General features: G+C 72.4%; 27 protein-coding genes. 11 read left to right on the forward strand and 16 right to left on the reverse strand.

Going from position 1 to position 25,633, the window contains the following annotated elements:
- The first annotated feature begins 49 nt into the window (after positions 1-49).
- The 3 genes from ASD10_RS04775 to ASD10_RS04785 are packed head-to-tail and all read left to right on the forward strand — an operon-like array spanning position 50 to position 3,333.
- Positions 50-1,486 (forward strand): NAD(P)/FAD-dependent oxidoreductase, encoded by a 1,437-nt coding sequence (locus ASD10_RS04775; RefSeq protein WP_082556024.1) that lies wholly within the window; start codon positions 50-52, stop codon positions 1,484-1,486.
- A gap of 10 nt (positions 1,487-1,496) precedes the next feature.
- Positions 1,497-2,249, forward strand: a complete 753-nt coding sequence (locus ASD10_RS04780; protein WP_056605411.1) for an enoyl-CoA hydratase/isomerase family protein — start codon at positions 1,497-1,499, stop codon at positions 2,247-2,249.
- A gap of 55 nt (positions 2,250-2,304) precedes the next feature.
- Positions 2,305-3,333 carry an iron-siderophore ABC transporter substrate-binding protein gene (locus ASD10_RS04785; RefSeq protein ID WP_056605414.1) on the forward strand — a complete coding sequence of 343 codons (1,029 nt, stop codon included), beginning with the start codon at positions 2,305-2,307 and terminating at the stop codon, positions 3,331-3,333.
- 3 nt (positions 3,334-3,336) lie between these two features.
- Here ASD10_RS04785 and ASD10_RS04790 read toward each other — a convergent pair whose 3' ends face one another.
- From ASD10_RS04790 to ASD10_RS04810, 5 genes are read right to left on the reverse strand one after another with little or no spacing between them, the layout of a single operon-like run.
- A complete protein-coding gene (locus ASD10_RS04790) occupies positions 3,337-4,080 on the reverse strand; it encodes a helical backbone metal receptor (protein ID WP_056609885.1) in 744 nt (247 codons plus the stop codon).
- On the reverse strand, positions 4,077-4,577 hold the full coding sequence (locus tag ASD10_RS18675) for a thioesterase family protein (protein ID WP_056605418.1): 501 nt from the start codon (positions 4,575-4,577) through the stop codon (positions 4,077-4,079). Before ASD10_RS18675 ends, ASD10_RS04790 begins: the two co-directional genes overlap by 4 nt.
- Positions 4,574-4,966, reverse strand: a complete 393-nt coding sequence (locus ASD10_RS18680; protein WP_056605422.1) for a nuclear transport factor 2 family protein — start codon at positions 4,964-4,966, stop codon at positions 4,574-4,576. Before ASD10_RS18680 ends, ASD10_RS18675 begins: the two co-directional genes overlap by 4 nt.
- Positions 4,967-5,019: 53 nt before the next feature.
- Entirely contained in the window at positions 5,020-5,409 is a 390-nt protein-coding gene (locus ASD10_RS04805) for a hypothetical protein (protein ID WP_056605425.1), read from the reverse strand.
- A 5-nt stretch (positions 5,410-5,414) separates the two neighbouring features.
- On the reverse strand, positions 5,415-5,912 hold the full coding sequence (locus tag ASD10_RS04810) for an NUDIX domain-containing protein (RefSeq protein WP_056605428.1): 498 nt from the start codon (positions 5,910-5,912) through the stop codon (positions 5,415-5,417).
- 124 nt (positions 5,913-6,036) lie between these two features.
- Between ASD10_RS04810 and ASD10_RS04815 the strand changes: the two genes are divergently transcribed.
- A complete protein-coding gene (locus ASD10_RS04815; RefSeq protein ID WP_056605431.1) occupies positions 6,037-8,142 on the forward strand; it encodes a PhoX family phosphatase in 2,106 nt (701 codons plus the stop codon).
- A gap of 21 nt (positions 8,143-8,163) precedes the next feature.
- On the opposite strand, the gene icmF is transcribed toward ASD10_RS04815, so the two are convergent.
- A complete protein-coding gene (gene icmF / locus ASD10_RS04820) occupies positions 8,164-11,400 on the reverse strand; it encodes a fused isobutyryl-CoA mutase/GTPase IcmF (RefSeq protein WP_056605433.1) in 3,237 nt (1,078 codons plus the stop codon).
- Between the two features lie 107 nt (positions 11,401-11,507).
- On the opposite strand from icmF, the gene ASD10_RS04825 reads away from it, so the two are divergent.
- On the forward strand, positions 11,508-12,011 hold the full coding sequence (locus ASD10_RS04825; protein WP_056605435.1) for a MarR family winged helix-turn-helix transcriptional regulator: 504 nt from the start codon (positions 11,508-11,510) through the stop codon (positions 12,009-12,011).
- 55 nt (positions 12,012-12,066) lie between these two features.
- On the opposite strand, the gene ASD10_RS04830 is transcribed toward ASD10_RS04825, so the two are convergent.
- The 3 genes from ASD10_RS04830 to ASD10_RS04840 all read right to left on the reverse strand — a co-directional run bounded on the left by ASD10_RS04830 (position 12,067) and on the right by ASD10_RS04840 (position 15,419).
- Positions 12,067-12,795, reverse strand: coding sequence for a hypothetical protein (locus ASD10_RS04830; RefSeq protein ID WP_056605438.1), 729 nt, complete (start codon positions 12,793-12,795; stop codon positions 12,067-12,069).
- A 186-nt stretch (positions 12,796-12,981) separates the two neighbouring features.
- Positions 12,982-13,428 carry a hypothetical protein gene (locus tag ASD10_RS04835; protein ID WP_056605441.1) on the reverse strand — a complete coding sequence of 149 codons (447 nt, stop codon included), beginning with the start codon at positions 13,426-13,428 and terminating at the stop codon, positions 12,982-12,984.
- A gap of 86 nt (positions 13,429-13,514) precedes the next feature.
- On the reverse strand, positions 13,515-15,419 hold the full coding sequence (locus ASD10_RS04840) for an acyl-CoA dehydrogenase (RefSeq protein WP_056605444.1): 1,905 nt from the start codon (positions 15,417-15,419) through the stop codon (positions 13,515-13,517).
- A gap of 72 nt (positions 15,420-15,491) precedes the next feature.
- Here ASD10_RS04840 and rraA point away from each other — a divergent pair, with 72 nt between their 5' ends.
- From rraA to ASD10_RS04865, 5 genes are all read left to right on the forward strand, one after another.
- Positions 15,492-15,971, forward strand: coding sequence for a ribonuclease E activity regulator RraA (gene rraA / locus ASD10_RS04845; protein ID WP_056605447.1), 480 nt, complete (start codon positions 15,492-15,494; stop codon positions 15,969-15,971).
- Between the two features lie 200 nt (positions 15,972-16,171).
- A complete protein-coding gene (locus tag ASD10_RS04850) occupies positions 16,172-16,375 on the forward strand; it encodes a cold-shock protein (protein ID WP_056605450.1) in 204 nt (67 codons plus the stop codon).
- A 101-nt stretch (positions 16,376-16,476) separates the two neighbouring features.
- Positions 16,477-17,046 carry an antibiotic biosynthesis monooxygenase gene (locus ASD10_RS04855; RefSeq protein ID WP_157432460.1) on the forward strand — a complete coding sequence of 190 codons (570 nt, stop codon included), beginning with the start codon at positions 16,477-16,479 and terminating at the stop codon, positions 17,044-17,046.
- Positions 17,043-18,557 carry a cobyric acid synthase gene (locus ASD10_RS04860; protein WP_056605457.1) on the forward strand — a complete coding sequence of 505 codons (1,515 nt, stop codon included), beginning with the start codon at positions 17,043-17,045 and terminating at the stop codon, positions 18,555-18,557. The genes ASD10_RS04855 and ASD10_RS04860 overlap by 4 nt, the downstream gene beginning before the upstream one ends.
- A complete protein-coding gene (locus ASD10_RS04865) occupies positions 18,554-19,291 on the forward strand; it encodes a cobalt-precorrin-6A reductase (protein WP_056605460.1) in 738 nt (245 codons plus the stop codon). The genes ASD10_RS04860 and ASD10_RS04865 overlap by 4 nt, the downstream gene beginning before the upstream one ends.
- Here the strand turns inward: ASD10_RS04865 and ASD10_RS04870 are convergent.
- Entirely contained in the window at positions 19,239-20,189 is a 951-nt protein-coding gene (locus tag ASD10_RS04870; protein WP_056605463.1) for a cobalamin biosynthesis protein, read from the reverse strand. The two genes, ASD10_RS04865 and ASD10_RS04870, sit on opposite strands and share 53 nt — an antisense overlap.
- Before the next feature lie 53 nt (positions 20,190-20,242).
- Here ASD10_RS04870 and ASD10_RS04875 point away from each other — a divergent pair, with 53 nt between their 5' ends.
- Entirely contained in the window at positions 20,243-20,773 is a 531-nt protein-coding gene (locus ASD10_RS04875) for a bifunctional adenosylcobinamide kinase/adenosylcobinamide-phosphate guanylyltransferase (RefSeq protein ID WP_056605467.1), read from the forward strand.
- 89 nt (positions 20,774-20,862) lie between these two features.
- Here ASD10_RS04875 and ASD10_RS04880 read toward each other — a convergent pair whose 3' ends face one another.
- The 6 genes from ASD10_RS04880 to ASD10_RS04905 are packed head-to-tail and all read right to left on the reverse strand — an operon-like array spanning position 20,863 to position 25,633.
- On the reverse strand, positions 20,863-21,891 hold the full coding sequence (locus ASD10_RS04880; protein WP_056605470.1) for an enoyl-CoA hydratase/isomerase family protein: 1,029 nt from the start codon (positions 21,889-21,891) through the stop codon (positions 20,863-20,865).
- Positions 21,888-22,643, reverse strand: coding sequence for an adenosylcobinamide-GDP ribazoletransferase (locus ASD10_RS04885; RefSeq protein WP_056605473.1), 756 nt, complete (start codon positions 22,641-22,643; stop codon positions 21,888-21,890). The genes ASD10_RS04880 and ASD10_RS04885 overlap by 4 nt, the downstream gene beginning before the upstream one ends.
- Positions 22,643-23,683, reverse strand: coding sequence for a nicotinate-nucleotide--dimethylbenzimidazole phosphoribosyltransferase (gene cobT / locus ASD10_RS04890; RefSeq protein WP_056605476.1), 1,041 nt, complete (start codon positions 23,681-23,683; stop codon positions 22,643-22,645). The genes ASD10_RS04885 and cobT overlap by 1 nt, the downstream gene beginning before the upstream one ends.
- Positions 23,680-24,543 carry an energy-coupling factor ABC transporter ATP-binding protein gene (locus ASD10_RS04895; RefSeq protein WP_056605479.1) on the reverse strand — a complete coding sequence of 288 codons (864 nt, stop codon included), beginning with the start codon at positions 24,541-24,543 and terminating at the stop codon, positions 23,680-23,682. The genes cobT and ASD10_RS04895 overlap by 4 nt, the downstream gene beginning before the upstream one ends.
- Complete coding sequence (gene cbiQ / locus ASD10_RS04900; RefSeq protein WP_056605482.1) at positions 24,540-25,298, reverse strand: cobalt ECF transporter T component CbiQ; 759 nt, start codon at positions 25,296-25,298, stop codon at positions 24,540-24,542. Before cbiQ ends, ASD10_RS04895 begins: the two co-directional genes overlap by 4 nt.
- Positions 25,295-25,633, reverse strand: coding sequence for an energy-coupling factor ABC transporter substrate-binding protein (locus ASD10_RS04905; RefSeq protein WP_056605485.1), 339 nt, complete (start codon positions 25,631-25,633; stop codon positions 25,295-25,297). Before ASD10_RS04905 ends, cbiQ begins: the two co-directional genes overlap by 4 nt.

Genomic DNA, 25,633 nt, shown 5'->3' on the forward strand with positions numbered 1-25,633 from the left:
ACGGGCACCGGATGTGCATCGGCGGGGGCCCGAGGACTAGACTGGAGGCATGTCCGAGACCACCGCGTCCGTCCTGAAGCGCCCCCACGTCGTCGTCGTGGGAGGTGGGTTCGGTGGCATCGCCGCCGTCCGCAAGCTCAAGCGAGCCGACGTCGACGTGACCCTCATCGACCGTCACAACTACAACACCTTCAACCCGCTGCTCTACCAGGTCGCGACCGCCAGCCTCAACCCCGGCGACATCACCTGGTTCCTGCGCGCGATCCGCGCCAAGCAGAGCAACGTGCGCTTCCTGAAGGGCACCGTGACCTCGATGGACCACGCCAGCAAGACGCTGCACCTCGACGGCGGGCTCGACGTCAAGTACGACAGCCTCGTGATCGCGGTGGGCGTGACGGCGAACTTCTTCGGCATCCCCGGCGCGGCCGAGCACTCCATGCCGCTCTACCGCCGCTCGCAGGCCCTCGCCGTGCGCGACCGCATGTTCGCCAACCTCGAGGACGCCGCGATCAACGGCCAGGACCGCGACCTGCGCATCATCGTGGTGGGCGGCGGCGCGACGGGTGTCGAGACGGCCGGCGCCTTCGCCGAGCTGCGCAACAACGACATGCCCACGACGTACCCCGAGCTCGACACCAAGCGCATCCACATCACGCTCGTCGAGATGCTGCCGCACGTGCTCGGGCCGTTCCACCCGTCGCTGCGCGACTACGCCAAGAAGTCGCTCGAGAAGCGCGACGTCGAGCTGCGCCTCGAGACCGCCGTGAAGGAGGTCCGCCCCGACGGCGTGCTCGTCGAGCACGACGGCGAGCAGGAGTTCCTGCCGTCGTCGATGGTCGTGTGGGCCTCGGGCGTCACGGCGCACGACACCGTCAAGGAGTGGGCCGTCCCGCAGGGCCGCGGCGGCCGCATCGAGACCGACGAGCACCTGCGCGTCAAGGGCGTCGAGGACGTCTACGCGATCGGTGACGTCTCGGTCAGCCCCGAGGAGCCGCTGCCGCAGCTGGCGCAGCCGGCGATCCAGGGCGGCAAGCACGTCGCCAAGGTGATCGCCGCCGAGCTCAAGGGCAAGACGCTGCCCAAGCCGTTCAAGTACAAGGACAAGGGCACGATGGCCACGATCGGCCGCAACTCGGCGATCGCGGAGATCAAGTTCCTGCCGCGGCTCAAGGGCTTCCCGGCCTGGATCATCTGGGTCGCCCTCCACATCGCGACGCTGCTGGGCAACCGCAACCGCTTCGCGACGCTCATCAACCTGACGGCCAAGTACCTGCTCGGCGGCACGCACAACGCGATCGTGGGCGAGACGCCGCCGATCGTCGCGCTCAAGCCCGTCATGGTCGAGGCGCGCTCGCACATGAAGGCGCCGGCCAAGAAGAGCCCGGTCAAGAAGACCGCCGCCAAGAAGGCGCCCGTCGGTGCCATGTCGGCCAAGGACGCTCCCGGCCAGAAGTCGACGACCCCGCCCACCGCGCTCGACCAGTAGGCTGCGGGCCATGCCCGCCATCACCCACGACGTCGTCGACGGCGTCGGACGGATCGTCCTGGCCCGTCCCGAGCAGTCCAACTCGTTCGACCTGCCGACGGCCCGCGACATGGCGCAGGCCGTCTCGGCGGTCTCGTCCGACGACGTGCGGGCCATCGCCTTGACGGCCGAGGGCAAGCGGTTCTCGGCCGGTGGCGACGTCACGTCGTTCCTCGCGTCGGACGACCCGGCCGCGTACCTGCTCGAGCTCGCGACGGTGCTCGAGGGCGCCCTGCGCGACCTCGCCGCGCTGGCCACGCCGGTCGTCGCGGGCGTCCGCGGAGCCGTCGCCGGAGCGGGTCTGGCCGTCATGCTGAGCGCCGACGTGATCGTCGCGTCGAGGGCGACCAAGTTCGTCATGGCCTACCCCGGCATCGGCCTGACGCCCGACTGCGGCGTCTCGTACCTGCTGCCGCGCGCGGTCGGGCAGCAGCGGGCCCTCGATCTCGCCCTCACCGGACGGGTGCTGAGCGCCGACGAGGCGCTCGACTGGGGGCTCGTGACGACCGTCGTCGACGACGACGCGGTCGAGGCGCGCGTCGACGAGATCGCGACGGGGTGGGCCGCGTCGGCGCCGCACGCACTGGGCCAGGCGCGACGCCTGATCCGCAGCTCGTGGGACACGCCGGGCCCGCAGCAGGGGGCCGACGAGTCGGCCACGATCGCCGCCGCCGTCACGGGCGACGAGGCCCGTCGTCTGGTCGAGGAGTTCACCCGCCGCTGAGCGCACGGACCATGTCGCTAAGGTAAGGCAACCCTTAGCGAGAGGACGTCCCATTGTGACGACGAACCGTTGGCGCACCACCCTGACCACCGCGGTCGCCGTGATCGCCCTGACCACGCTCGCCGCCTGCGGTGGAGGCTCCGGCGACGACACGGCCGCGGCCGACCCCGACGGCCGGTTCCCCGTCACGGTCGAGCACGAGTTCGGCGAGACGACGGTCGCGGCCGAGCCGCAGCGCATCGTCGTGGCCGGTCTCACCGAGCAGGACACCGTCCTGCAGCTCGGCTTCACGCCAGTCGCGACGACCGAGTGGTACGGCCAGCAGCCCGACGCCGTCTGGCCGTGGGCGCACGACCTGCTCGGCTCCGCGAAGCCCACGGTCCTGAACAACACCGACGGCCCCCAGTACGAGGAGATCGCCAAGCTCAGGCCCGACCTGATCATCGCGGTCAACGCGGGCCTCGACCAGGAGATGTACCAACAGCTGGCGAAGATCGCCCCCACCGTCGCCCAGCCCCAGGGCGGCACCCAGTACTTCTCGCCGTGGGACGAGCAGGCCGTCCAGACGGCCAAGGCGCTCGGCAGGGAGGCCGAGGGTCGGCAGATCGTCGAGGACACCAAGGCGGCCTATGCGAAGGTCGCCGCCGAGCACCCCGAGTTCGCGGGCAGGACTGCCACGTTCGCGCAGGGGCTGGCCTACGACGGTCTGCTGTACGCCTACCAGGACGGTCTGAGCACCGAGTTCCTGACCTATCTCGGGTTCGCGATCACGCCGGGTCTGGAGAAGTACAGCAAGGGGCCGGGCATCCAGGCGGCGATCCCCGAGGAGAAGCTCGACGTCATCGACGCCGACGTCATCGTCTTCGCGACCGAGGAGGACGAGAACCTCGACAACCTCAGGGCGATGCCGACGTTCGACACCCTGAAGGCGGTGCAGCAGAACCGGGCGGTCTACACCGACGGGACGCTCGCGGGCGCGCTGTACTTCATCACGCCGCTCAGCCTGATGTACGCGCTCGACAGGATCACGCCGCACCTCGAGGCGGCCGTCAAGGGCGAGTCGCCCCAGGAGGTCGGCGGCTAGGCGTCAGCGCAGGGCCTGCTCCAGCTCGCTGCGGGCGGTCAGCATCGAGGGGCCGTACCAGGTGAGGGCGCGGCCCGACACGAGTCGCGTGGGCGTCGTGAACGCCTCGGGCCCGTCGTCGTCGGTGAAGACGTACGGCTCGTCGGGCAGCAGCACGAGATCGGCGGCCGCGTCGATCTCGGCCGCCCCCGTGTGCGGGTAGCGGTCGGGGGAGTCGTCGAAGGCGTTGACGAGCCCGAGCCGCGAGACCACGTCACCGGTGAACGTGCGCGAGCCCACGACCATCCACGGATCGCGCCAGATCGGGATCGCGACCCGGCGGCCGTCGTCCGCCGCCGGGACGGCCCACACCCGCTCGGCGTCCTCGAGCCACGTCGGCACGTCCCAGCCGAGCCCGTCGACGAACATCCGCCGCATCGACGAGAAGGCCTGGTCGACGGTCTCGATCACCGTGACCCAGACCGTGACGCCCGCGGCCCGCAGGCGCGTGACGTCGAGCTCGCGGGTCTCCTCGCGGTTGGCGACGACGACGTCGGGGGCCAGGTCGGCGATCGCGGACCGGTCGGGGTTCTTGGTGCCGCGGACGCGCGCCACGTCGAGATCGGCGGGGTGCGTGCACCAGTCGGTCGCCCCCACCAGGGCGCCCGGACGGGTCGCGGCGATCGCCTCCGTCAGCGACGGCACCAGCGACACGATCCGCCGGGCCGGACGGGCGAGGTCGACGGGGTGGCCGAGGTCGTCGTTCACCGGCGGCGCACGCCCATCGCGCCGCACACCGGGGCCGGCCACGAGAGGTCGTCCGCCTCGAGCCCTGCGTCGATCAGGGCGGCGACCTCGTCGGGGAAGTCGACGGGCCGGCGGGACGTCAAGTCCATGTGGACGATCGTCGTCTCCATCGTGCACGCCAGGCGCCGGTGGGTCTCGTCGACGATCAGGCACACGGCGTGCAGGACCTTGCCCGAGCGTCCGACGAGACGCACCCGCACCGACACGTCGTGCCCCTCGAGCACCTCGGAGTGGTACGTCAGGTGGTGCTCGGCGGTGAACGTCGACAGCCCCCGCTGCGCGATGTAGTCGTCGGGCATGCCGAGCTCGCGCTGGCAGCGCAGCCACAGGGCCGTGCCGCCGAGCTCGAGGTAGCGGCCGATGTTGACGTGCCCGTTCTCGTCGATGAACTCGGGGGGCACGACGCGCTCGAGGTGGCGCGGCAACTCGTCGACCTGCTCGTAGGTGGGCACGTTCACGACGCCGCCCTGGCGAGCTCGGCGCCCATGTGCTCCATCAGCACCTGGAGCCCCTTGACGGGGCGCACCATGACCGTGAACTCGGTGATGCGCTGGTCGTCGTCCCACTCGATCATGTCGACGCCGTGCACCTCGGTGCCGGCGATCGTCGTGGTGAACTCGAGCACCGCGGACGACGGGCGCCGCCACTCGCGGTGGTAGGTCAGCCCGGGGCCGAGCACGACGAGGGCGGCCGCCAGGTAGGCCCTGGTGCGTTGCGGGCCCACCTGCGGCGTGTGGACCGCGGGCGACCGGAACACGACCGACTCGGCGAGGAGGTCGTCGATCAGGTCGGGGTCCTGGGCACGCACGATCTCGTGCCATCGGGCGATGGGGTCGTTGTCGGGCATCGAGCACCTCTCAGGTCGGCGACCCTTGCGACCCTATCGCCGGTGCCGGCGGCTCAGGCGCGGCGATCCCCGTCGGCGTCGGGCTGGACGTCGGGGTCGATGCGGTCGGCCTCGAGGAGCCGGTCGTCCACCGCGTCGCGGGTGCGGTCGGCGTCCTCGCGGTGCTCGGCGGCCTTGCGCTCGAGCTCATCGGCGGCCAGGCGGGCCTCCTCGGCGTCGGCGGCGGCGGCGAGCGACTCGGCCTCGCGGCGCTTGATGTCGACGCTGGTCAGCCGGGCGTCCTCGCGCAGCAGCGCCGCCTTCTCGCGCTGGTGCTCGTCGTGCTCGATGCGCGCCTGCTCCTTCTTGCGTCGGGCCGTCCGCGACATCGCGACGGCGGCCGCGATCACCGCGACCACGACGAGTGCGATCAGGACCCAAACCCACCACTGGATGTCAGACATGGGCGTCACGTACCCGGTTCGGCCGGGCCGAAGCGCGCTGCGGCCCGCTCGTCGAGGCCGATCGCGACGCGCCGGCCCATGTCGGCCGACATCGCGGGCAGCGCGTCGCGCGGGAACCACCGGGCGTCGGTGTTCTCGCCGTCGGCGGGGAACGGGGTGCCGGAGACCCACCGCAGGCGGAAGACGGTGTCGACGTACTGCGTCCGGTCACCGTTGTCGTAGGTGTACATGTCGGTCACGTGGACCCACGCGAGGTGCTCGACCACGGCGTGGACGTCGGCCTCCTCGAGCACCTCGCGCACCGCCGCGTCCGAGGGCTCCTCGCCGGGGTCGACGATGCCGCACACCGGTGACCACTCGCCCGTGTCGAGGCGCTTGACGAGCAGCACCTCGGCGCCGTGCTCGCCGTCGTCGCGCATCACGACGGCGGTGACGCCGGGGAGCCAGAGGGGTGTCGTGCCGATCTTCTCGCGCAGGGCGAGGATGAACTCGGGAGTCGCCATGCGTCCACGCTAGTGGGGTCCGGGCGCGTTCACCCGAGGGTCACCTCGCGTTCGCGCGGCCCTCCTACCGTCGAGCCGACGCCGGGCCGACCGGTCCGGGTCAGCCGTCGAGGGGACCTTCCACATGAGCATCGCACCCGACCGCCCACTGCTGCCCGTCATCGGGCACGGCACCTCGTCGCCGTGCTCGTCGGGACGCGCCGCCCTGACGTGCCGCTACCGGTGCGGCGACGCCTGCGCCCACGAGGCGCCCAACGCGTCGTCGAACGAGACGTTCGCGGACGTCATGGAGTCGGCCCTCTCGCGCCGCAGCGTGCTGCGCGCCGGTGCCGTCGTCGGCGCCGCGGCGGTGGCCGGCGCGGGTCTGGCCTTCAGCCCGGCGGCCGCCGCCGGGCCGAAGGGGCGTCCGTCCGGCCCCGGTGGTCCGGCCGGCCACCACGGGGCGCGGACGCCCAAGGGGCTGCGGTTCACACCGGTCGCTCCCAACGTGCAGGACGCCGTCGTGACGCCTCCGGGCTACGACCAGCAGGTCGTCATCAGCTGGGGCGACCCGCTGTTCCGGCGCACGCCCGCGTTCGACCAGCACCAGCAGTCCGCCGAGCGGCAGAAGCGCCAGTTCGGCTTCAACAACGACTTCGTCGGCGTGCTGCCGCTGGCGGGCCGCACGCGACTCATGGTCGTCAACCACGAGTACACGAGCGAGACGCTCATGTTCCCGGGCTACGACGCCGCGAACCCGACGCGAGAGCAGGTCGAGACGGCCTGGGCGGCGCACGGCCTGAGCGTCGTCGCGGTGAGGGAGGACCGGCGCACCGGAGCGCTCGAGCCCGTCGTCGGTCACCGGCTGAACCGGCGGTTCCACACCACGAGCGAGTTCGAGCTGACGGGTCCCGTCGCGGGGCACCCGCTCGTCCGCACCTCGGCCGACCCCGCCGGCCGCACGGCGCTCGGCACCCTGAACAACTGCTCCGGCGGGCTGACGCCGTGGGGCACGTGGCTGACCGCCGAGGAGAACATCAACCAGTACTTCGCCAACGCCGCGACGGTCGCCGATCCCCTGACCGCCAAGCGGCTCGCGCGCTACGGCATCGCGGGCACCGCGACCGAGCGCAAGTGGGAGCGCTTCGACGACCGCTTCGACATCGCCAAGGAGCCCAACGAGGCCAACCGGTTCGGCTGGATCGTCGAGATCGACCCCTACGACCCCACGTCGACGCCGCGCAAGCGCACTGCGCTGGGCCGGTTCAAGCACGAGGCGGCGCAGCCGCGCATCACCGACGACGGGCACGTCGCGGTCTACATGGGCGACGACGAGCGCTTCGACTACTTCTACAAGTTCGTCTCGGCCAAGACGGTCCGCACGGGCTCGTCGGCGTCGGCACGACGCCACAACGCCGACCTGCTCGACGAGGGCACGCTGTACGTCGCGCGCTTCACGGGCGACTCGCCGGCGATCGAGATCGACGGCACCGGCCGGCTCCCGGCCGACGGTCAGTTCGACGGGTCGGGGGAGTGGATCCCGCTGGTCAGCGGCCGCCGCTCGTTCGTCCCCGGCATGACCGCCGAGGAGGTGCTGCTGTTCACCCGGCTGGCCGCCGACACCGTCGGGGCGACCAAGATGGACCGCCCCGAGGACGTCGAGCCGAGCCCGCGCACGGGTGCGGTCTACATCGCGCTGACGAACAACTCCAACCGCGGTGCCGCCGGCGCGGCGGGCCCCGACGAGGCCAACCCGCGCAAGGCCAACAAGAACGGCCACGTCATCGAGCTCGTCGAGCGGCGCGGTGACGCGGGTGCCACCCGCTTCGCGTGGAACATCCTGCTGCTGTGCGGCGACCCGGCCGACCCGAGCACGTACTTCGGCGGCTACGCGGCGCAGGACGTCTCGCCCATCTCGTGCCCCGACAACCTCGCGTTCGACCGCTACGGCAACCTCTGGATCTCGACCGACGGCAACGCGCTGGGCTCCCACGACGGGCTGTTCGGCGTCGCCGTGGAGGGCCCCGAGCGGGGCGCGACCCGTCAGTTCCTCACGGTGCCGACCGGCGCCGAGACCTGCGGCCCGGTCATCGAGCGCGATCGCGTGCTGGTGGCCGTGCAGCACCCCGGCGAGAAGGACGGCGCCACCGCGACGGCACCCGCGTCCACGTGGCCCGACGGTGCCGGCCGGGTGCCGCGTCCGTCGGTCGTCGCGGTGTGGCAGCGCAGCGGCCGCAGCATCGGCATGTGACGCCGCGCGGGCGGTACCGGCTCAGACGTTGCGCCGGTACTGCCCGCCGACCTCGAAGAACGCCTCGGTGACCTGCTGCAGCGAGCAGACGCGTGCGGCGTCCATCAGCACCGCGAACACGTTCTCGTCGTGGATCGCGGCGAGGCGCAGACGCTCGAGGGCCTCGGCGGCCTCGCGCGTGTGCGACTCCTGCCACGAGCGGACGCGCGAGAGCTGCGACTCCTTCTCCGCCTCGGTCGCCCGGGCCAGCTCGACGGTCGGCGGCTCCTCGCCCTCGACGTGCGGCTTGCGGAACGTGTTGACGCCGATGATCGGCAGCGAGCCGTCGTGCTTGCGGTGCTCGTAGAGCATCGACTCGTCCTGGATGCGTCCGCGCTGGTAGCCCGTCTCCATCGCGCCCAGCACGCCGCCGCGCTCGTTGATCGCATCGAACTCGGCCAGGACGGCCTTCTCGACCAGGTCGGTCAGCTCGTCGGTGATGAACGCGCCCTGCGTGGGGTTCTCGTTCATCGCGAGGCCCCACTCCTTGTTGATGATCATCTGGATCGCGAGGGCCCGGCGCACCGACTCCTCCGACGGGGTCGTGACGGCCTCGTCGTACGCGTTGGTGTGCAGGCTGCTGGCGTTGTCGTAGATCGCGATGAGCGCCTGCAGGGTCGTCCGGATGTCGTTGAAGTCCATCTCCTGCGCGTGCAGGGACCGCCCCGACGTCTGCACGTGGTACTTCATCTTCTGCGAGCGCTCGTTGGCGCCGTACTTCTCCTTCATCGCGACGGCCCAGATGCGGCGGGCGACGCGACCCAGCACGGAGTACTCGGGGTCCATGCCGTTGGAGAAGAAGAACGACAGGTTGGGCGCGAAGTCGTCGATGTCCATGCCGCGCGCGAGGTACGACTCGACGTACGTGAAGCCGTTCGAGAGCGTGAACGCGAGCTGGCTGATGGGGTTCGCCCCCGCCTCGGCGATGTGGTAGCCCGAGATGCTGACGGAGTAGAAGTTCCGCACGCCCTCGTCGATGAAGTACTGCTGGATGTCGCCCATCATGCGCAGGCTGAACTCGGTCGAGAACAGGCACGTGTTCTGCCCCTGGTCCTCCTTGAGGATGTCGGCCTGCACCGTGCCGCGGACGTTCTTCAGCGCGAACGAGCGCAGCTCGGCGTGCTCGGCGTCGGACGGCTCGCGCCCCTCGCGCTCGCGGAACGCGTCGACCTGCTGGTCGATCACGGTGTTCAGGAAGAACGCCAGCACGGTCGGCGCGGGCCCGTTGATCGTCATCGAGACCGACGTCGACGGCGCGACGAGGTCGAAGCCGTCGTACAGCGCCTTCATGTCGTCGAGGGTCGCGATCGAGACGCCGGACGTGCCGACCTTGCCGTAGACGTCGGGGCGCGGGTCGGGATCGCGGCCGTACAGCGTCACGGAGTCGAACGCCGTCGACAGCCGGGTCGCGTCGCCGTCGCCCGACAGCAGCTTGAACCGGCGGTTGGTGCGGAACGGATCGCCCTCGCCGGCGAACATCCGGGCGGGGTCCTCGCCGTCGCGCTTGAACGAGAAGACGCCCGCGGTGAACGGGTAGGAGCCCGGCAGGTTCTCGGTGCGCCAGAAGCGCACGAGCTCGCCGTGGTCGGTGGTGCGGGGCAGCGAGACGCGCGGGATCTTCAGGCCCGAGAGCGACTCGCGGGTCAGCTGCGTGCGGATCTCGCGGTCGCGCACCGTCACGACCATCTCGTCGCCGGAGTACGACTCGACGACCGACGGCCATGCCTCGATCTGGTCGCTGATCTCGGCCGGGACGGCCTTGCGCGCCTCGGTCAGCAGCTCGTCGACGCTCGCGGCGTCGAGGTCGGCGTCGGCCAGCTCGGCGGCCACCAGCCCGAGCCGCTGGGCCCGGCTCGCGGCACCGGCGAGCCGTTCGGTGTCGGCATGGAAGCCGCGGATCGTCTCGGTGATCTCGGCGAGGTAGCGCACGCGGTCGGACGGGACGACCTGGCGGATGCCGCTCGAGCTGCGGACGTCGACGTGCGGCAGGACCCCCTCGGCGACGGGCAGGCCCATCCCGCCCAGCGTGTCGCGCAGGTGCTGGTAGAGGGCCGTCACGCCGTCGTCGTTGAACGTCGCCGCGGACGTGCCGAAGATCGGCATGTCCTCGGGCTTCTTGCCGAACGCCTCGCGGTTGCGCACCATCTGACGTCCGACGTCGCGCAGCGCGTCCTTGGCGCCGCGGCGCTCGAACTTGTTGATCGCGACGGTGTCGGCGAAGTCGAGCATGTCGATCTTCTCGAGCTGCGAGGCGGCGCCGAACTCCGGCGTCATGACGTACATCGAGGTGTCGACGTACGGGACGATCGCGGCGTCGCCCTGCCCGATGCCGGGGGTCTCGACGATCACGAGGTCGAAGCCGGCCGCCGTGACGACCGTGATGACGTCGGCGAGCGAGTCCGGCAGCTCGTGGGAGCCGCGGGTCGCCAGCGAGCGGAAGTAGGCCCGCTCGCCGTCGAGGGAGTTCATGCGGATGCGGTCGCCGAGCAGCGCGCCACCGCCGCGACGGCGGGTGGGGTCGACCGCGACGACGGCGATGCGCAGCTTGTCCTGCTGGTCGACGCGGAACCGCCGCACGAGCTCGTCGGTCAGCGACGACTTGCCGGAGCCGCCCGTGCCGGTGATGCCGAGGACGGGGGAGGTGTGGGCCGATGCCGCCGCCCGGAGGCGCTCGAGCTGGCCGTCGGTCAGCGCGCCCTGCTCGGCGAACGTGACGGCCCGCGCGATCGCGGACCGGTCGCCGGCGACGACCGCGTCGACGTCGAGCTCGCCGAGCGCCGTCAGGTCGACGTCGCAGTCGGCGACGACCGAGTTGATCATGCCGACGAGGCCGAGACGCTGGCCGTCCTCGGGCGAGAAGATCGTGACGCCGCTCGTGCGCAGGCGGGCGATCTCCTCGGGCACGATGACGCCGCCCCCGCCGCCGACGACCTGGATGTGGCCGGCGCCCTGCTCGCGCAGCGACTCCACGAGGTACTCGAAGTACTCGACGTGGCCGCCCTGGTACGACGACACCGCGATGCCCTGCACGTCCTCCTCGATCGCGGCGTCGACGACCTCCTTGACCGAGCGGTTGTGCCCGAGGTGGATCACCTCGGCGCCCTGCGACTGGAAGATGCGCCGCATGATGTTGATCGAGGCGTCGTGCCCGTCGAACAGGGCGGACGCCGTCACGAGGCGCACGGGGTTCGTGGGGACGTGCAGGTCGTGGGTGGTCATGGCACCTCTGTCGTCGCGGTCCGGCGGGAGAACTATTGCTAGGAACTAAAATAGTCGCATGTCCAACTAAATACCAGACCTCGCGGCCCAGCCCCTACGATGAAGCCATGTCCGACGCGCACAGGCTCGAGTTCGACCCGATCGAGCGGGCGGGGGAGATCTGGTCCCGGCACATCGGCGACCCGACGTCGATGCGGCTCGCGACCTCGATCATGCGCGTCCAGCAGCTCATCAGCGCCGAGCTCGACGCCGTCCTCAAGCCGCTCGGGATCACGTTCGCCCGCTACGAGGTGCTCGTGCTGCTGTCGTTCAGCGCGACGGGCCGGCTGCCGCTCAGCAAGATCGGCGAGCGGCTCATGGTGCACCCGACGTCGGTGACCAACGCGATGGACCGGCTGGAGTCGCAGGGCCTGGTGCGTCGCGTCGCCGACGAGAAGGACCGGCGCCGCACGTTCGCCGAGCTGACCGACGAGGGGCAGCGGGTGCTGGGGCTCGCAACCGCCGCGATCACCGAGATCGACTTCGCGGTGCCGGGCCTGAGCCCCGAGCAGCAGGACCAGACGTACGAGCTGCTGCGCCACCTCCGCTCGTCCGCCGGCGACTTCGCCTGAACCGGCAGAAGGCCCCCACCCCGAGGGGTGAGGGCCTTCTGCGGTCGGACGTGGGTCAGATCCTGCCGGTCCGGATCGTCGAGAACTTCTCCTGCGTCGCCGTGCGCGTCGAGTACAGGCGGTAGCGGTACTTCTTCTTGATCGACGTCTTGTACGTGCCGTTGCCGCCGCGGCTGAGCTTGATCGTCTTGATCGTCTTCCACGTGCTGCCCTTGAGCTGCTGCAGCTTGACCCGCTTGACCGACTGGAACTGGCCGGAGGACGGGTTGATGACCTTGACCTCGCGGGCCTTGAAGGTCATCGCGCTGTTGCGACGGTTGATCTTGAGCGCGTACCCGTCGCCGCGCGTCGTCGTGACGAGCTTGCGCGCGTAGAACGTGTTGCTGACGGCCGGGGCGACCGTGCCGTCGGAGAAGTACGTCGGGCCGACCTGCACCCTGCCGGACCCCCACTGGCGCGGGATCTCGACGCCGCCGTTGCCCTGGCCGGGGTAGAGCTGCACGCGACCCTTGAACACGCCGTTGACCCGCACGTCGGTCTGCACGTTGTTGTCGGGCGCGGTGCCGGCGACGGTGCCGACGAACTGCGTCGTCGCCCGCTGGGAGATGACGCCCGAGCCGAGTCGGAGCGCCGTGATCGTGCCGGCGACGGTGATGCCGGAGGCGTCGGAGCCGAGCTCGCGGACGGACGGGACGGCGTTCGTGACGCGGCCCGACTCGGTCTCGGACTCGGCCGCCGAGACCGGGCCGGCGCCCAGGCTGAGGGCGAGCGCCGAAGCCGTCACTACGGCTCCTGCGCGGGCAAGAGTGGATGTACGCATAAAAGGTCCCCCCGGATGGTGATCGTGATGGTGTCGACAGTCTGGCACAGACGGCGTGCCCCGCGAGGCGTGTCCGCGGACGCGCGAAGGCCCCCACCCGGACGGGTGGGGGCCTTCGACGACGGGCCGTGCGGCTCGTTCAGATCAGGATCAGATCCGGACGCTGCGCGTCACGCCACCGTCGTACAGGCTGGTGGGCTTGATCAGCATGCGGTACTTGCGCTTCTTGCCGTCGGTCTTCTTGTAGTTGCCGCGACCGTTCGAGTTGAGCTTGACGTTCTTGAGGGTCTTCCACTTGCGACCCTTGAGCACCTGGATCGTGGCCTTGCGGATGCCGACCGGCTGGCCGAACTCGTTCAGGAAGCGGGCCGTCAGGCGGAACGTCAGCTTCTTGCCGACCTTCTTGACGCGGATCTTCGACTTCTGGTCGAGCGGGAAGCCGGCGGCCGTGACGGTGCCGGACGGCGACGCGGCGGCGGTCGTCGTGGTGGCGGCGGTCGAGGCGGCGGCGGGTGCGGCGGTCGCAGCCGTCGCACCTCCGGCGACGAGAGCGGTGGACGCGACGGCGATGGCCGCGGAGCGCAACAGGTTCTTCATGAGTGGGGTCCCCCTGGGTCCGAAATGGTGTCTTCGTATTGAATCAGACGCCGAGCCCTCCGCAACACGGTGTCTCGTCGGGCGGCTCAGTCGAGGAGCATCGCGGCGCCGAGGGTGTCCTCGGGCACGCCGAACCCCTCGATGAGCGTCAGCGTGTGCGGCCGCAGCTTGTCGAGGAGGTCGTTGACCAGCGACGTGACGGTCTTCGCGCGGGCGTCCGAGAGCCGGTTGTGGCCCATGAACCACGCGAGGTCCTCCTCGATCGCGGTCAGCGCGTAGAGCGAGCAGACGTCGCGCAGCAGCTCCTGGGCGTCCGGGTCGTCGCAGCGGGCGATGCCGGCCGTGAACGCCTCGAGCACGATGCGCTCAATGTGCACGCGTCCGGCGCGGATGACGTGGTCCTGCGCGGCGTTGAACACCTCGAAGGCCTTGACCTTGTCGTCACCGGCGCGGCGCAGGCGCCGGGCGGCGGTCTCGAGCACGTGCTGCTCGCGGTCCTCGAACAGGTTGAGCTGCGTGCCGCGGTCGAGCAGGTCGTGGTCGTCGTCGCCGCTGCCCGGACGCGCGTCGATCAGCCGCTGGATCAGCTGCGAGGCCGCCGTGCGCTCCTTGACGACGTCGGCGACCGTGCCGGCCGCGAACTTGACCATGCCGACGGGGTCGAGCCCGCCGACCTCCTGCGCGTACGACGTCAGCAGCTCCTTGGCGACGAGCTGGAACAGCACGTGGTTGTCGCCCTCGAACGTCGTGAAGACGTCGGTGTCGCCCTTGAGGGTGGTGAGCCGGTTCTCGGCGAGGTAGCCCGCGCCGCCGCACGCCTCGCGCGCCTCCTGGATGGCCGTGGTCGCGTGCCAGGTCTGCGCCGCCTTGAGGCCGGCGGCGCGGCTCTCGAGCTCGCGCTGCTGGTGCGGCGGGGGCGGCTCCTCCGAGCTTTGCACGCGGTCCATGCGGGCCACCAGCTGGTTCTGCGCGAACCGCATCGCGTACGACTTCGCGATCAGCGGCAGCAGGCGTCGCTGGTGCATGCGGTAGTCCATCAGCAGCACCTCGTGATCGGCGTCGGGGCCGAACTGGCGGCGCTTGAGCGCATAGCGGCCGGCGATGCTGAGGGCCACCTCGGTCGCGGCGCTGGCCGACCCGCCGACGCTGATGCGTCCGCGGATCAGGGTGCCGAGCATCGTGAAGAAGCGGGCGTTGGAGCTCTCGATCGGCGAGGAGTACGTGCCGCCGGCGTCGACCTGGCCGTACTTGTTCAGCAGGTTGTCGCGGGGGACGCGCACGTGGTCGAACACGAGGCGTCCGTTGTCGACCGCGCCGAGACCGCCCTTGTGCTTGTCGTCGGACGTCGTGACGCCCGGCAGGTCGTTGCCGTCCTCGTCGCGGATCGGCACGAGGAAGCAGTGCACGCCGTACGACTCGCCCTTCGTGACGAGCTGCGCGAACACCGCCGCGACGCGGGCGTGGGCCGCGGCGCCGCCGATGTAGTCCTTGCGCGCCGACGGGGTCGGCGAGTGGATCACGAACTCCTCGGTCGCGGGGTCGTACGTCGCGGTGGTCTCGAGGCTCTGGACGTCGCTGCCGTGGCCGGTCTCGGTCATCGCGAAGCAGCCGAGGACGTCGAGGTTGATGATGCCGGGGATGTACTCGCGGTGGTGCTTCTCGGTGCCGAGGTTCTCGACCGCGCCGCCGAACAGGCCCCACTGCACGCCGGCCTTGACCATCAGCGAGAGGTCGAACTGCGCCAGCATCTCGATGCCCGTGACCGACGCGCCCGGGTCGCCCGTGCCACCGCTCGACACCTTGAACCCCGCGGCGGGGATGCCCGTGGCGACGAGCTTCCTCATCTGCCCGAGGACGCGCTCGCGTGCCTCGTCGAGCGTCAGGTCGTGGTCGTAGGCGAGGTCGAACGTCGCCAGCTCCTTGCGGGACTGCTCGCGGACGTGGCGCCACTTGCCGTCGAGGGAGATGCGGAGTTCGTCGCTGAGCGTCATGACCCAACGGTACCGGCGCGGGGCCCGCACGGCAGGTCGATAGCGTGGACGGCACCGACCGAGAGGACCACCGTGTTCACGACCCCCGACCTGTGCGACGACCACCCCGACGAGGTCCGCGTGCTCCAGCCGCAGCTGCGGACGTTCGGCGGACGCGAGGCGTTCTGCGGCCCAGCCGTGACGGTGCGCTGCTTCGAGGACAACTCGAAGGTCAAGGACCTCGTGGGCACGCCGGGCGAGGGGCGGGTCATCGTCGTCGACGGCGACGGCTCGACCGCCAAGGCCCTGCTGGGCGACGTCCTGGCGCAGAAGGCCGCCGACAACGGCTGGTCGGGCCTGGTCGTCCACGGCGCCGTGCGCGACGCCGAGATCCTGCGCACGATCGACCTGGGCGTCCAGGCCCTGGCCGCCACGCCCCTCAAGACCGAGAAGCTCGGCGTGGGCGACGTCGACGTCGCCGTGACGGTCGGCGGCGTGACGATCGAGCCGGGCGAGTGGGTCTACGCCGACGCGAACGGCGTCGTCGTCGCGGCCGGCCCGATCCACGCCTGAGGGCGGTCACGGACCGACGCTGACGGACGGGTGTCGCTTTGTGGACCGATGACCGGTAGGGTTGAGGTCAGTTGCACGACGTTGGGCTGTACGAACGAATGATGTTCCTTCACTGGTGTTGATTTCTTCTCGGTTGGATGTGTGTCGCGACGGCCGCTCGCGAAAGGCGTGGGTGGCAATTCGCATGAAGGAGAAACATCATGGCTACTGGAACTGTCAAGTGGTTCAACGCTGACAAGGGCTTCGGATTCATCGCCCCCGACGACGGCAGCGAGGACGTGTTCGCGCACTTCTCGGCCATCGCCTCGAGCGGCTACCGCTCGCTGGACGAGAACCAGAAGGTCGAGTTCGACGTCGAGCAGGGCCAGAAGGGTCTGCAGGCGACGAACATCCGTCCCCTCTGATCTCTCTGAGATGAGCTGAGCCCGACTCAGCCCCAGATCAGCACAGCGCCCCCGGAGCCTCGGCTCCGGGGGCGCTGTCGTGCGCTCCTAGAGTGGTGGTCATGACCGGACCCGTGACCGTCTCCATCACCCGACGTGTCGATCCGTCGCAGGAGGACCAGATGCTCGCGTGGCTGCGGGCCGGCACCGAGCTGTCCGAGCGCTTCGCGGGCTTCCTCGGCTCGGGCTGGATCCGCCCGACGGAGGGCTCGTCGGAGTGGCACATGCTGTACCGCTTCGCGTCGCCCCAGGCGCTCGAGGCGTGGGAGCTGTCGGCGCAGCGCCGGTGGTGGCTCGACTCGGCCCAGGGATTCGTCGCCGAGTCGTCGCGCGAGCACCGCACCGGCATCGAGGGCTGGTTCGACGAGCCGTCCCGCGTCGACGTGCAGGACCTGCGGCCGACCGTCCCGGCGCCGCCGCGCTGGAAGCAGATGTGCTCGATCTTCCTCGTGTTCTTCCCGCTGAGCCTCGCGGCCAACGAGCTGGGCCGCATCTACCTGAGCGACTGGTGGCTGCCGGCGCGCGTGCTGCTGACGGTCTGCGTCATGACGCCGCTCATGACGTACGTCTTCCTGCCGTGGGTGACCCGGCTGCTCGCCCCGTGGCTCCACGCGACCAGGAGCACGCGATGACCGGCGCCCTGCTGGTCGCGGGCACGACGTCGGACGCCGGCAAGAGCATCCTCACGACGGGACTGTGCCGCGCGTTCGCGCGGCGCGGGCTGTCGGTCGCGCCCTACAAGGCGCAGAACATGTCGAACAACTCGATGGTGTGCCTGGGGCCCGACGGCGTCGGCGCCGAGATCGGCCGCGCGCAGTGGATCCAGGCGATGGCGGCCCGCGCGACGCCCGAGGCGGCCATGAACCCCGTGCTGCTGAAGCCCGGCGGCGACCGCGCGAGCCACGTCGTCGTGATGGGCCGGCCGGCCGGCGAGATCACGTCGGCGGAGTTCATCGGCGGGCGCACGCACCTGGCCGCCGCGGCGCACGCGGCGTACGACGACCTGGCCTCGCGCTACGACGTCGTGGTGTGCGAGGGCGCCGGCAGCCCCGCCGAGATCAACCTGCGGGCCGGTGACTACGTCAACATGGGCCTGGCCCGCCACGCCGACATCCCGACCGTCGTCGTCGGCGACATCGACCGCGGAGGCGTGTTCGCCGCGATGTTCGGCACCGTCGCGCTGCTCGAGCCGGCCGACCAGCGGCTCGTCGCGGGCTTCGTCGTCAACAAGTTCCGCGGTGACGAGGGCCTGCTCGCGCCCGGGCTGCAGCAGCTCGAGCGGCTCACCGGGCGCCGGGTCTTCGGCGTCCTGCCGTGGAGCTCCGACCTGTGGCTCGACTCCGAGGACGCGCTCGACCTCGACGGCCGCCGCGCCGACGACCGTGACGCGGCGCTGCGGGTCGCGGTCGTCCGGCTGCCGCGCATCAGCAACTTCACCGACGTCGACGCCCTGGGGCTCGAGCCCGGGGTCGACGTGACGTTCGCGAGCGATCCCCGCGACGTCACCGACGCCGACGTCGTCGTCCTGCCGGGCACGCGGGCCACGATCTCCGACCTGCGGTGGCTGCGGTCGCGCGGTCTCGACCGGGCGATCCTCGACCACGCCGCCGCCGGGCGTCCGCTGCTGGGCATCTGCGGGGGCTTCCAGATGCTGGGGCGCACCGTCAGCGACCCGCACGGCGTCGAGGGCGACGCGGGGGCCGAGGTCGAGGGGCTCGGGCTGCTCGACGTCACGACGACGTTCGACGCCGACAAGGTGCTGCGGCTGCCGGTCGGCGAGGCGCTGGGGGCACGGGCGTCGGGCTACGAGATCCACCACGGGCGCATCGCGCGGGGAGACGACGAGGAGTTCCTCGGCGGGGCCCGTGCGGGGCACGTGTTCGGCACGATGTGGCACGGCAGCCTCGAGTCGGACGGTCTGCGCCGTGCCTTCCTCGCCGAGGCGTCGGCGGTCCTCGGCCGCCCCTACGAGCCGTCCGACGTCAGCTTCGCCGAGCGCCGCGACGCCCGGCTCGACCTGCTGGGCGACCTGGTCGAGCAGAAGCTCGACGTCGAGGCGCTGCTGGGGCTCGTCGAGCACGGGCCGCCCTCGGGGCTCGCGGTGCTGCCGCCCGGCCCCGACGTCGCGGCGGTCGGCGCGTGATCGTCGTGCTCGGCGGCACGTCCGAGGCGCGCGCGCTCGCCGTCCTGCTCGACGCCGCGGGCGAGCGGTTCGTCTCGACCCTGGCCGGCCGCGTGGCCCGTCCCCGGCTTCCGGTCGGCGCGGTGCAGATCGGCGGCTTCGGCGGGGTGCGGGGGCTGAGGGCCTACCTGGGCGAGCACCGGGTCACGGCCGTGGTCGACGCGACGCACCCCTTCGCGGCCGGCATGAGCGCCAACGCCGCCGAGGCGTGCCACGCCGACGGCGTCCCCCTGCTGCGCCTCGAGCGGCCGGGCTGGGCCGACGCGCCGGGGGCCGACCGCTGGCACTGGGTCGACGGGCACGACGAGGCGGCCGCGCTGACCGCGACGCTCGGCACACGTCCGTTCCTGACGGTCGGACGTCAGTCGCTCGACCGGTTCGTCGGCCCGCTCGCCGCAGCGAACGCCGTGGTCCGGGTCGTCGACCCCCCGACGTTCGAGCTGCCCGCGCCGTGGACGTTGCTGCAGAGCCGCGGGCCCTACGACGTCGAGGGGGAGCGGGCGCTGATGGCGCCGCTCGACGTGCTCGTCACGAAGGACTCCGGCGGATCGCACACGTGGCCCAAGATGCAGGTCGCCGACGAGCTCGGCATCCCCGTGGTGGTCGTGCGACGCAAGCCCCCCGCGCCGGGGGTCGAGACCGTCAGCGACGCCGAGGCCGCCGCGGCGTGGGTCGCGCGGCGATCGACGCGCTGACGACCGCGGCGCCGATCGACACGGCGTCGGCCAGGCGCACCGACCGGTCGATGTCGGCGACCGTGACGGCCCGCCCCCGCCCCAGCGTCGGCCGGTGCTCGACCCGGGTGCCGTAGACGTTCGTGCCGCCCAGCTGCACGCCGAGCGCACCCGCGAACGCGGCCTCGACCGGGCCGGCATTGGGGCTCGGGTGGCGGCGGGCATCGCGCGTCCACGCCTCGAACGCGTCGCGGCGGGCCCCGCCCACGAGGGGTGCGAGGGTCGCGGCGAGCAGGGCCGAGAGGCGGGCCGGGGCCAGGTTGAGGACGTCGTCGAGCCGGGCCGACGCCCAGCCGAACCGCTCGTACCGCTCGCTGCGGTGGCCGACCATCGCGTCGAGCGTGTTGGCGGCGCGGTACGCGACGAGCCCGCCGATCCCGCCGAACGCACCGGCCAGCAGGGGGGCGACGACGGCGTCGGAGGTGTTCTCGGCGACCGACTCGACCGTCGCGCGCGAGATCTCGGTGGCGTCGAGCCGTGACGGGTCGCGGCCGACCAGGTGCGTCAGCTGCTCGCGGGCCGCGGGCAGGTCGTCGCGCTCGAGGTGGGCGTGCACGCGGGCGGCCTCGCGGCCCAGCGAGCGTCCGCCCACCACCGCCCACGTGGTGGCGGCGGTCAGCAGGACCCTGGCCACGGGGTGCTGCCGGGTCGCGCGGTCGGTGAGGACTCCGACGGCCCCCGTGCCGCCGACCAGCACGGCGCAGTACGCGGCGCCGGTCGCACGGTCGTCCGCCCAGGTGCGCCGCTCGAGGGCGCCGGCGACGCGCCCGAAGCCCGCGACGGGGTGCAGGCGGGCGGGGTCGCCCAGCACGCGGTCGGCGACGAATCCCGCCGCGAGGCCGATCGCGCGTGCGCGCATGGTGGGGACTCCCGGTCTTCTGAGTACAGTGATCCCGAGACTAGCGAGGTGCCATGAAGGTTCTGGTCACGGGCGGTGTGCGCTCGGGCAAGTCGTTCCACGCGGAGTCGCTGCTGGTCGCGGAGCCGCACGTCACGTACGTCGCGCCCGGGCCGGAGGCCGACGTCGACGCCGATCCGGAGTGGGCCGCGCGGGTCGCGGTGCACCGCGCCCGGCGTCCCGACCACTGGGGCACGATCGAGACGCACGACCTCGCGGCGGCGGTGCGCGGCGCCGAGGGAGCCGTGCTGATCGACTGCCTCGGCACGTGGCTGACGTCGGTCATCGACGAGCTCGACGGGTGGGACCAGCTGCGCGACGACTGGGAGCCGATCCTGCTCGACCGCCTGGCCGACACCTCGGCGGCGATCTCCGAGCACGCCGGCACGGTCGTCGCGGTGACCAACGAGGTCGGCATGAGCGTCGTGCCGGAGCACCGGTCGGGCCGCGTGTTCCGCGACCTGCTGGGCGTCGTCAACCAGCGCATCGCCCAGGAGTGCGACGACGTCCTGCTCGTCGTCGCCGGCCGCGTCCTGCGCCTCTGACGCCTGCTGCTGCGGTTTCCGTGCGACGTCGGATTCCCACGGGACGCTGCCGGATTCCCAGGTCCACCTGGGAATCGGCGAACCCGGGGTCAGGTGAGCAGGTGGGCCCAGGGGGACGGGTCGACGTCGGCGAGGGTCGCCGGGTCCCACCGCGGGGAGCGGTCCTTGTCGATGACCTGGGCCCGGATGCCCTCGGCCATGTCGGGGACGCCCAGCAGGTGGGTCGAGACCGCGAGGTCCTGGTCGAGCGCCGCGCGCAGGTCGGGCAGCGAGGCGGCCCGGCGCAGCGCGGCGAGCGTCATCGTCACGGCGGTCGGCGAGCGCGCCTCGATCTCGTCGGCGGCGGCGCGGGCCTCGTCGACGTCCGAGTTGCGCAGCCGCGCGACGATCGCCAGCACGTCGTCGCCGGCGTAGGCCTCGTCGACCCACGCCCGCCGGGCCAGCAGCGCCGACGCGGGTGGCGCGACCGACAGGCGGGCCAGGACGTCGTCCGGCGCCTCGGTCTCGAGCGCCGTCTCGAGCTCGGGCAGCCGCTCGCTCGGCACGAGGACGTCGGCCATGCCCAGCGCGATCGTGTCGGACCCGTCGGCGTTCGACGCGGTGAGCGCGAGGTGCGTGCCGAGCTCGCCCGGCGCCCGCGACAGCAGCCACGGCCCGCCGACGTCGGGAACGAAGCCGATGCGCGTTTCGGGCATGCCGACCGACGTGCGCTCGGTGACGACGCGGTGCGAGGCGTGCGCCGAGACGCCGACCCCGCCGCCCAGCACGATGCCGTCCATCAGCGCCACGACGGGCTTGGGGTACGTCGCGATCGCGTGGTCGAGCCGGTACTCCTCGCGCCAGAACTCCACCGACTCGTCGGTGCCGTCGCGCGCCGAGCGGTACATGCCCTGCAGGTCGCCGCCGGCGCACAGCCCGCGGTCACCGGCACCCGTCACGAGGACCGTCGACACCGAGTCGTCGGCCGCCCACCCGTCGAGGGCCGCCTGCGCGATCCGCACCATGGCGAGGTCGAGCGCGTTGATGGCGCGCGGACGGTTGAGCGTCACGACGCCGAGCCGGCCCCGCCGCTCGACGAGGACGGTCGGTGCGGACGTGTCGGGTGGTGCGGTGTTCACGAGGCCCCCAGGAGCAGTGTGGCGAGCGTGACCTCGATGGCCGCGCCGAAGACGTCGCCCGTCACGCCGCCGAGGCGGCGCACGCAGCGCAGGGTCAGGGCGGTGCCGACCGCGAGGCCCGCGGCCGCGACCAGCGGCCCGCGCCACCCGTCGTGGCCGGCCCAGTCGAGCACGCCGTACGTGACGACGGCGGCCGCGACCCACGTGGCGACGACCGCGACGGGCGCGACCGTGCCGACGTACGAGGCGGCGAGCCCGCCGTCGCGGGCGGCCGGGACCCCGCGCGCGCAGGTGACGGTCAGGATCGCGCGCGAGACGCACACCAGCACCGCGGCCACGACGGGTCCGCGCGGCGTCGACAGCACCGACGCGAGCGCGGCGACCTGCAGGCCCAGCACCAGCACCAGCGCCGCCGAGCCGGCCGGCCCGGACGTGCCGCCCTTCATGACGTCGAGCGAGCGCTCGCGGTCGTACGAGACGGTCAGCGCGTCGGCGACGTCCGACAGCCCGTCGAGGTGCAGGGCGCGGCTGCCCATGGCCAGGGCGCCGACCGCGACGAAGGCGACGGCCAGCGGCGCCAGGTCGAGCTCGCGCCCGGCCCAGCCGATCAGGCCGACCAGCACGCCGAGGGGCACCACGGCGAGCGGCGCCAGCAGCATCGCGCCGCCGGCCGTGCGCCGGTCGACCCGCGACGGGTGCCCGACGCGCAGCGCCGTCAGGGTGCCGACCGCCAGGCGCCAGGCGTCGAGCATCACCCGAGGTCGGACAGCAGGGCGACCCCGGACAGCAGCAGGGCGGCCGAGCGGACGACCGGCACGGCCGCGACGGCGCCGCTGCCCTCGCCCAGGCGCATGCCCAGGTCGAGCAGCGGCTCGAGGCCGAGCTTGTCGAGCGCCAGCGACTGGGCGGGCTCGGTCGAGCGGTGGCCCGCGACGAACCAGGCCGAGCCGCCGGGCGCCAGACGGTCGGCCATGACGGCGGCCGCCACCGAGATGACGCCGTCGAGCAGCACCGGGACGCCGGCCCGTGCCGCGGCGGCCATGAAGCCGGCGGACGCCGCGAGGTCGGCGCTGCCGAGTGCCGCCAGCGTCTCGACGGGGTCGGCGGCGCGCTCACCGGCCCGGTCGACGGCCTGCTGCACCACCGCGGTCTTGTGGTCGAGCGCGGCCTCGTCGATGCCGGTGCCGCGTCCGGTGACCTCGGACGCCGGCAGGCCGAACGACGCCGCGACGAGCGCGGCGGCGGGCGTCGTGTTGCCGATGCCCATGTCGCCGCTGATGAGCAGCTGCGCGCCGGCCGCGATCTCCTCGGCGGCCACGGCCTCGCCCGCGGCGATCGCGCGGGCGGTCTCGTCGGACGTCAGCGCGTCCTCGAGGTGGATCGCGCCGGAGCCGCGTCGCACCTTGTAGGCCGTGACCTCGGCGGGCACGCCGTCGAGGTCGTCGTCGACGCCGAGGTCGAGCACGCGCACCGACACGCCGTGCTGGGCCGCGAGCACCGAGACGCCGGCCCGTCCGGCGAGGAACGTGCGGACCATGGCCGGTGTGATCGCCTTCGGGAAGGCCGAGACGCCGTGGTCGGAGACGCCGTGGTCACCCGCGAAGATCACGGCGCGGACGTTCGCGAGCGGGGCGGGCGGCACCTGCCCCTGCATCGCGGCGAGGTGCACGGCGAGGTCTCCCAGGCGTCCGAGGGCCCCGGGAGGCGTCGCGAGCCCGGCGAGCCGCGCCTCGGCGTCGGCGCGGACGGTGGGGGACGGGGCGGGCACGGGCACGGGGACGGGCCGGTTCATGCGTTCTCCTTGACGAACGGTCGGTCGGTGGTGTGGTCGCGCAGGGCGCGGTGGATCTCGTCGAGCGATCTCGCCCGGGTGCCGTCGGCGACGAGGCCGTCGGCCGCCAGCCGCCGGCTGAGGTCGAGCGACCACGGCAGGCGCAGGCGGGCGGCCGCGAGCAGGGCCGCGTCGCCGAGCAGGTCGACGGGGTCGCCCTGCACGACCACGCGGTCGTGCGCCACGGCGACGGAGTCGGCCCACGACAGGGCCAGGGAGACGTCGTGCGTCGAGAGGACGACGGTCGTCTCGTGCTCCTCCAGACGGGTCAGCGCCGCCATCAGCTCCTCGACCGCGGCGGGGTCGAGACCCGCCGTGGGCTCGTCGAGCAGCAGGACGCACGGACGCATCGCGACGGCACCGGCCGTGGCGACCCGCTTGCGCTCGCCGTACGACAGCTGGTGCGTCGGTCGGCGGCGCAGGTGCTCGATGCCCAGCAGCGCCAGGGCCTCGTCGACCCGCGCGCGCACCTCGGCGGCGTCGAGGCCGAGGTTGACCGGCCCGAACGACACGTCCTGGAACACGTCGGCGGAGAACAGCTGGTCGTCCGGGTCCTGCAGGACGAGCTGCACCTCCTGGCGGTGGCGACGCAGGCCCTTGCGGTCGTGACGGATCGGCACGTCGTCGAGCAGGACGTGGCCGGACGTCGGCACCAGGCTGCCGGCCAGGCACCGCAGGAGCGTGGTCTTGCCCGACCCGTTGGCGCCGAGCACCGCCAGCCGGGTGGCGGGGGCGACCTCGATGCTCGCGCCCTCGAGGACGGGGGGCCCGCCGGTGTAGGTGACGGTCAGGCCGTCGGCGCGCAGGCTGCGATGGCTCATGGGAGCACCCCCGCGCTGAGCGCGGCCACCGCGACGATCGCGACCAGGGCCGAGGCGGTGGCGGCCAGGAAGGCCGTGGACCCCGGCACGGGCTCGTCGAGGGTCTGCAACGACCCCGTGAGCTCGCGGCCGGCCAGTCCCTGCTCGAGCCGGCGCGCGCGCGACCACGACCGCGTCAGCGTCGCGGCCGTCAGCATGCCGGCCGACCGCAGCGACCGGGACGGCGAGCTGTAGCCGAGGCGCGCCGCCTGCGACTCGCGGATCGTGCCGACCGACTCGAGCAGGACGAACAGCATCCGGTAGACCAGGCCCGCGACCTCGACGCACGCCGCGGGCAGGCGGAGGCGTCGCAGCCCCGCCAGCAGGTCGACCATCGGCGTGGTCATCGCGAGCAGCAGCATCGCCGAGCACCCCGCGACGGCGTGCCCGGCGACGCCCGCCGCGCGCGCGGCGCTGTCGGTCGTCACCGAGAGGAACGGCCCGCCGGACGTCGAGACGACCACCGCGACCGAGACGGAGCCGATCGCGACGAACGCCAGCGGACCCCGCACGGCCCGCGCGACGAGCGCCAAGGACGTCCCGGCCCGGCCCACCAGCAGCCCGAGGGCCACCACGGCGACGATGGCGCTGGTCGGCCACGGCGGGAGCAGCGCCGCGGCCAGCAGCAGGCCGAGGCTCAGGCACGCCTTGTCGCGCACCGCGTGGTCCCGCCAGCGGCTCGACCACGCGGCGTCGTCGATCGCGAGCCCCCTCATGCGTGGTCGGGCGCCGGTGCCGGGGTGACGGCCGGCGCCGGGTCGTGGCGCCGGCGTCCCCGCAGGGCGCCGATGCAGTAGCCGAGCACAAGGCCGCCGAGCGCGGCCTGCAGGGCGAAGAGACCGGACTCGACCTCGCCGGACGTCGGGGCGTAGATCGAGCTGAACCACGGCTCGTAGTCGGGGTTGTCGCGCTCGATCTGGGAGGTGGCGGCGCTGTCGGTCCCGACGAACCGCTCGCCGTCGGTCGTGCGGTGCGAGTCGACGACCAGGGCGACGCCGACGATGGCGACGATCCCGGCGACCAGGAGCATCGTGATGGCGGACTTGCGCAC

Source organism: Aeromicrobium sp. Root472D3 (assembly GCF_001426485.1).
In the GTDB taxonomy this organism is placed as follows: domain Bacteria; phylum Actinomycetota; class Actinomycetes; order Propionibacteriales; family Nocardioidaceae; genus Aeromicrobium.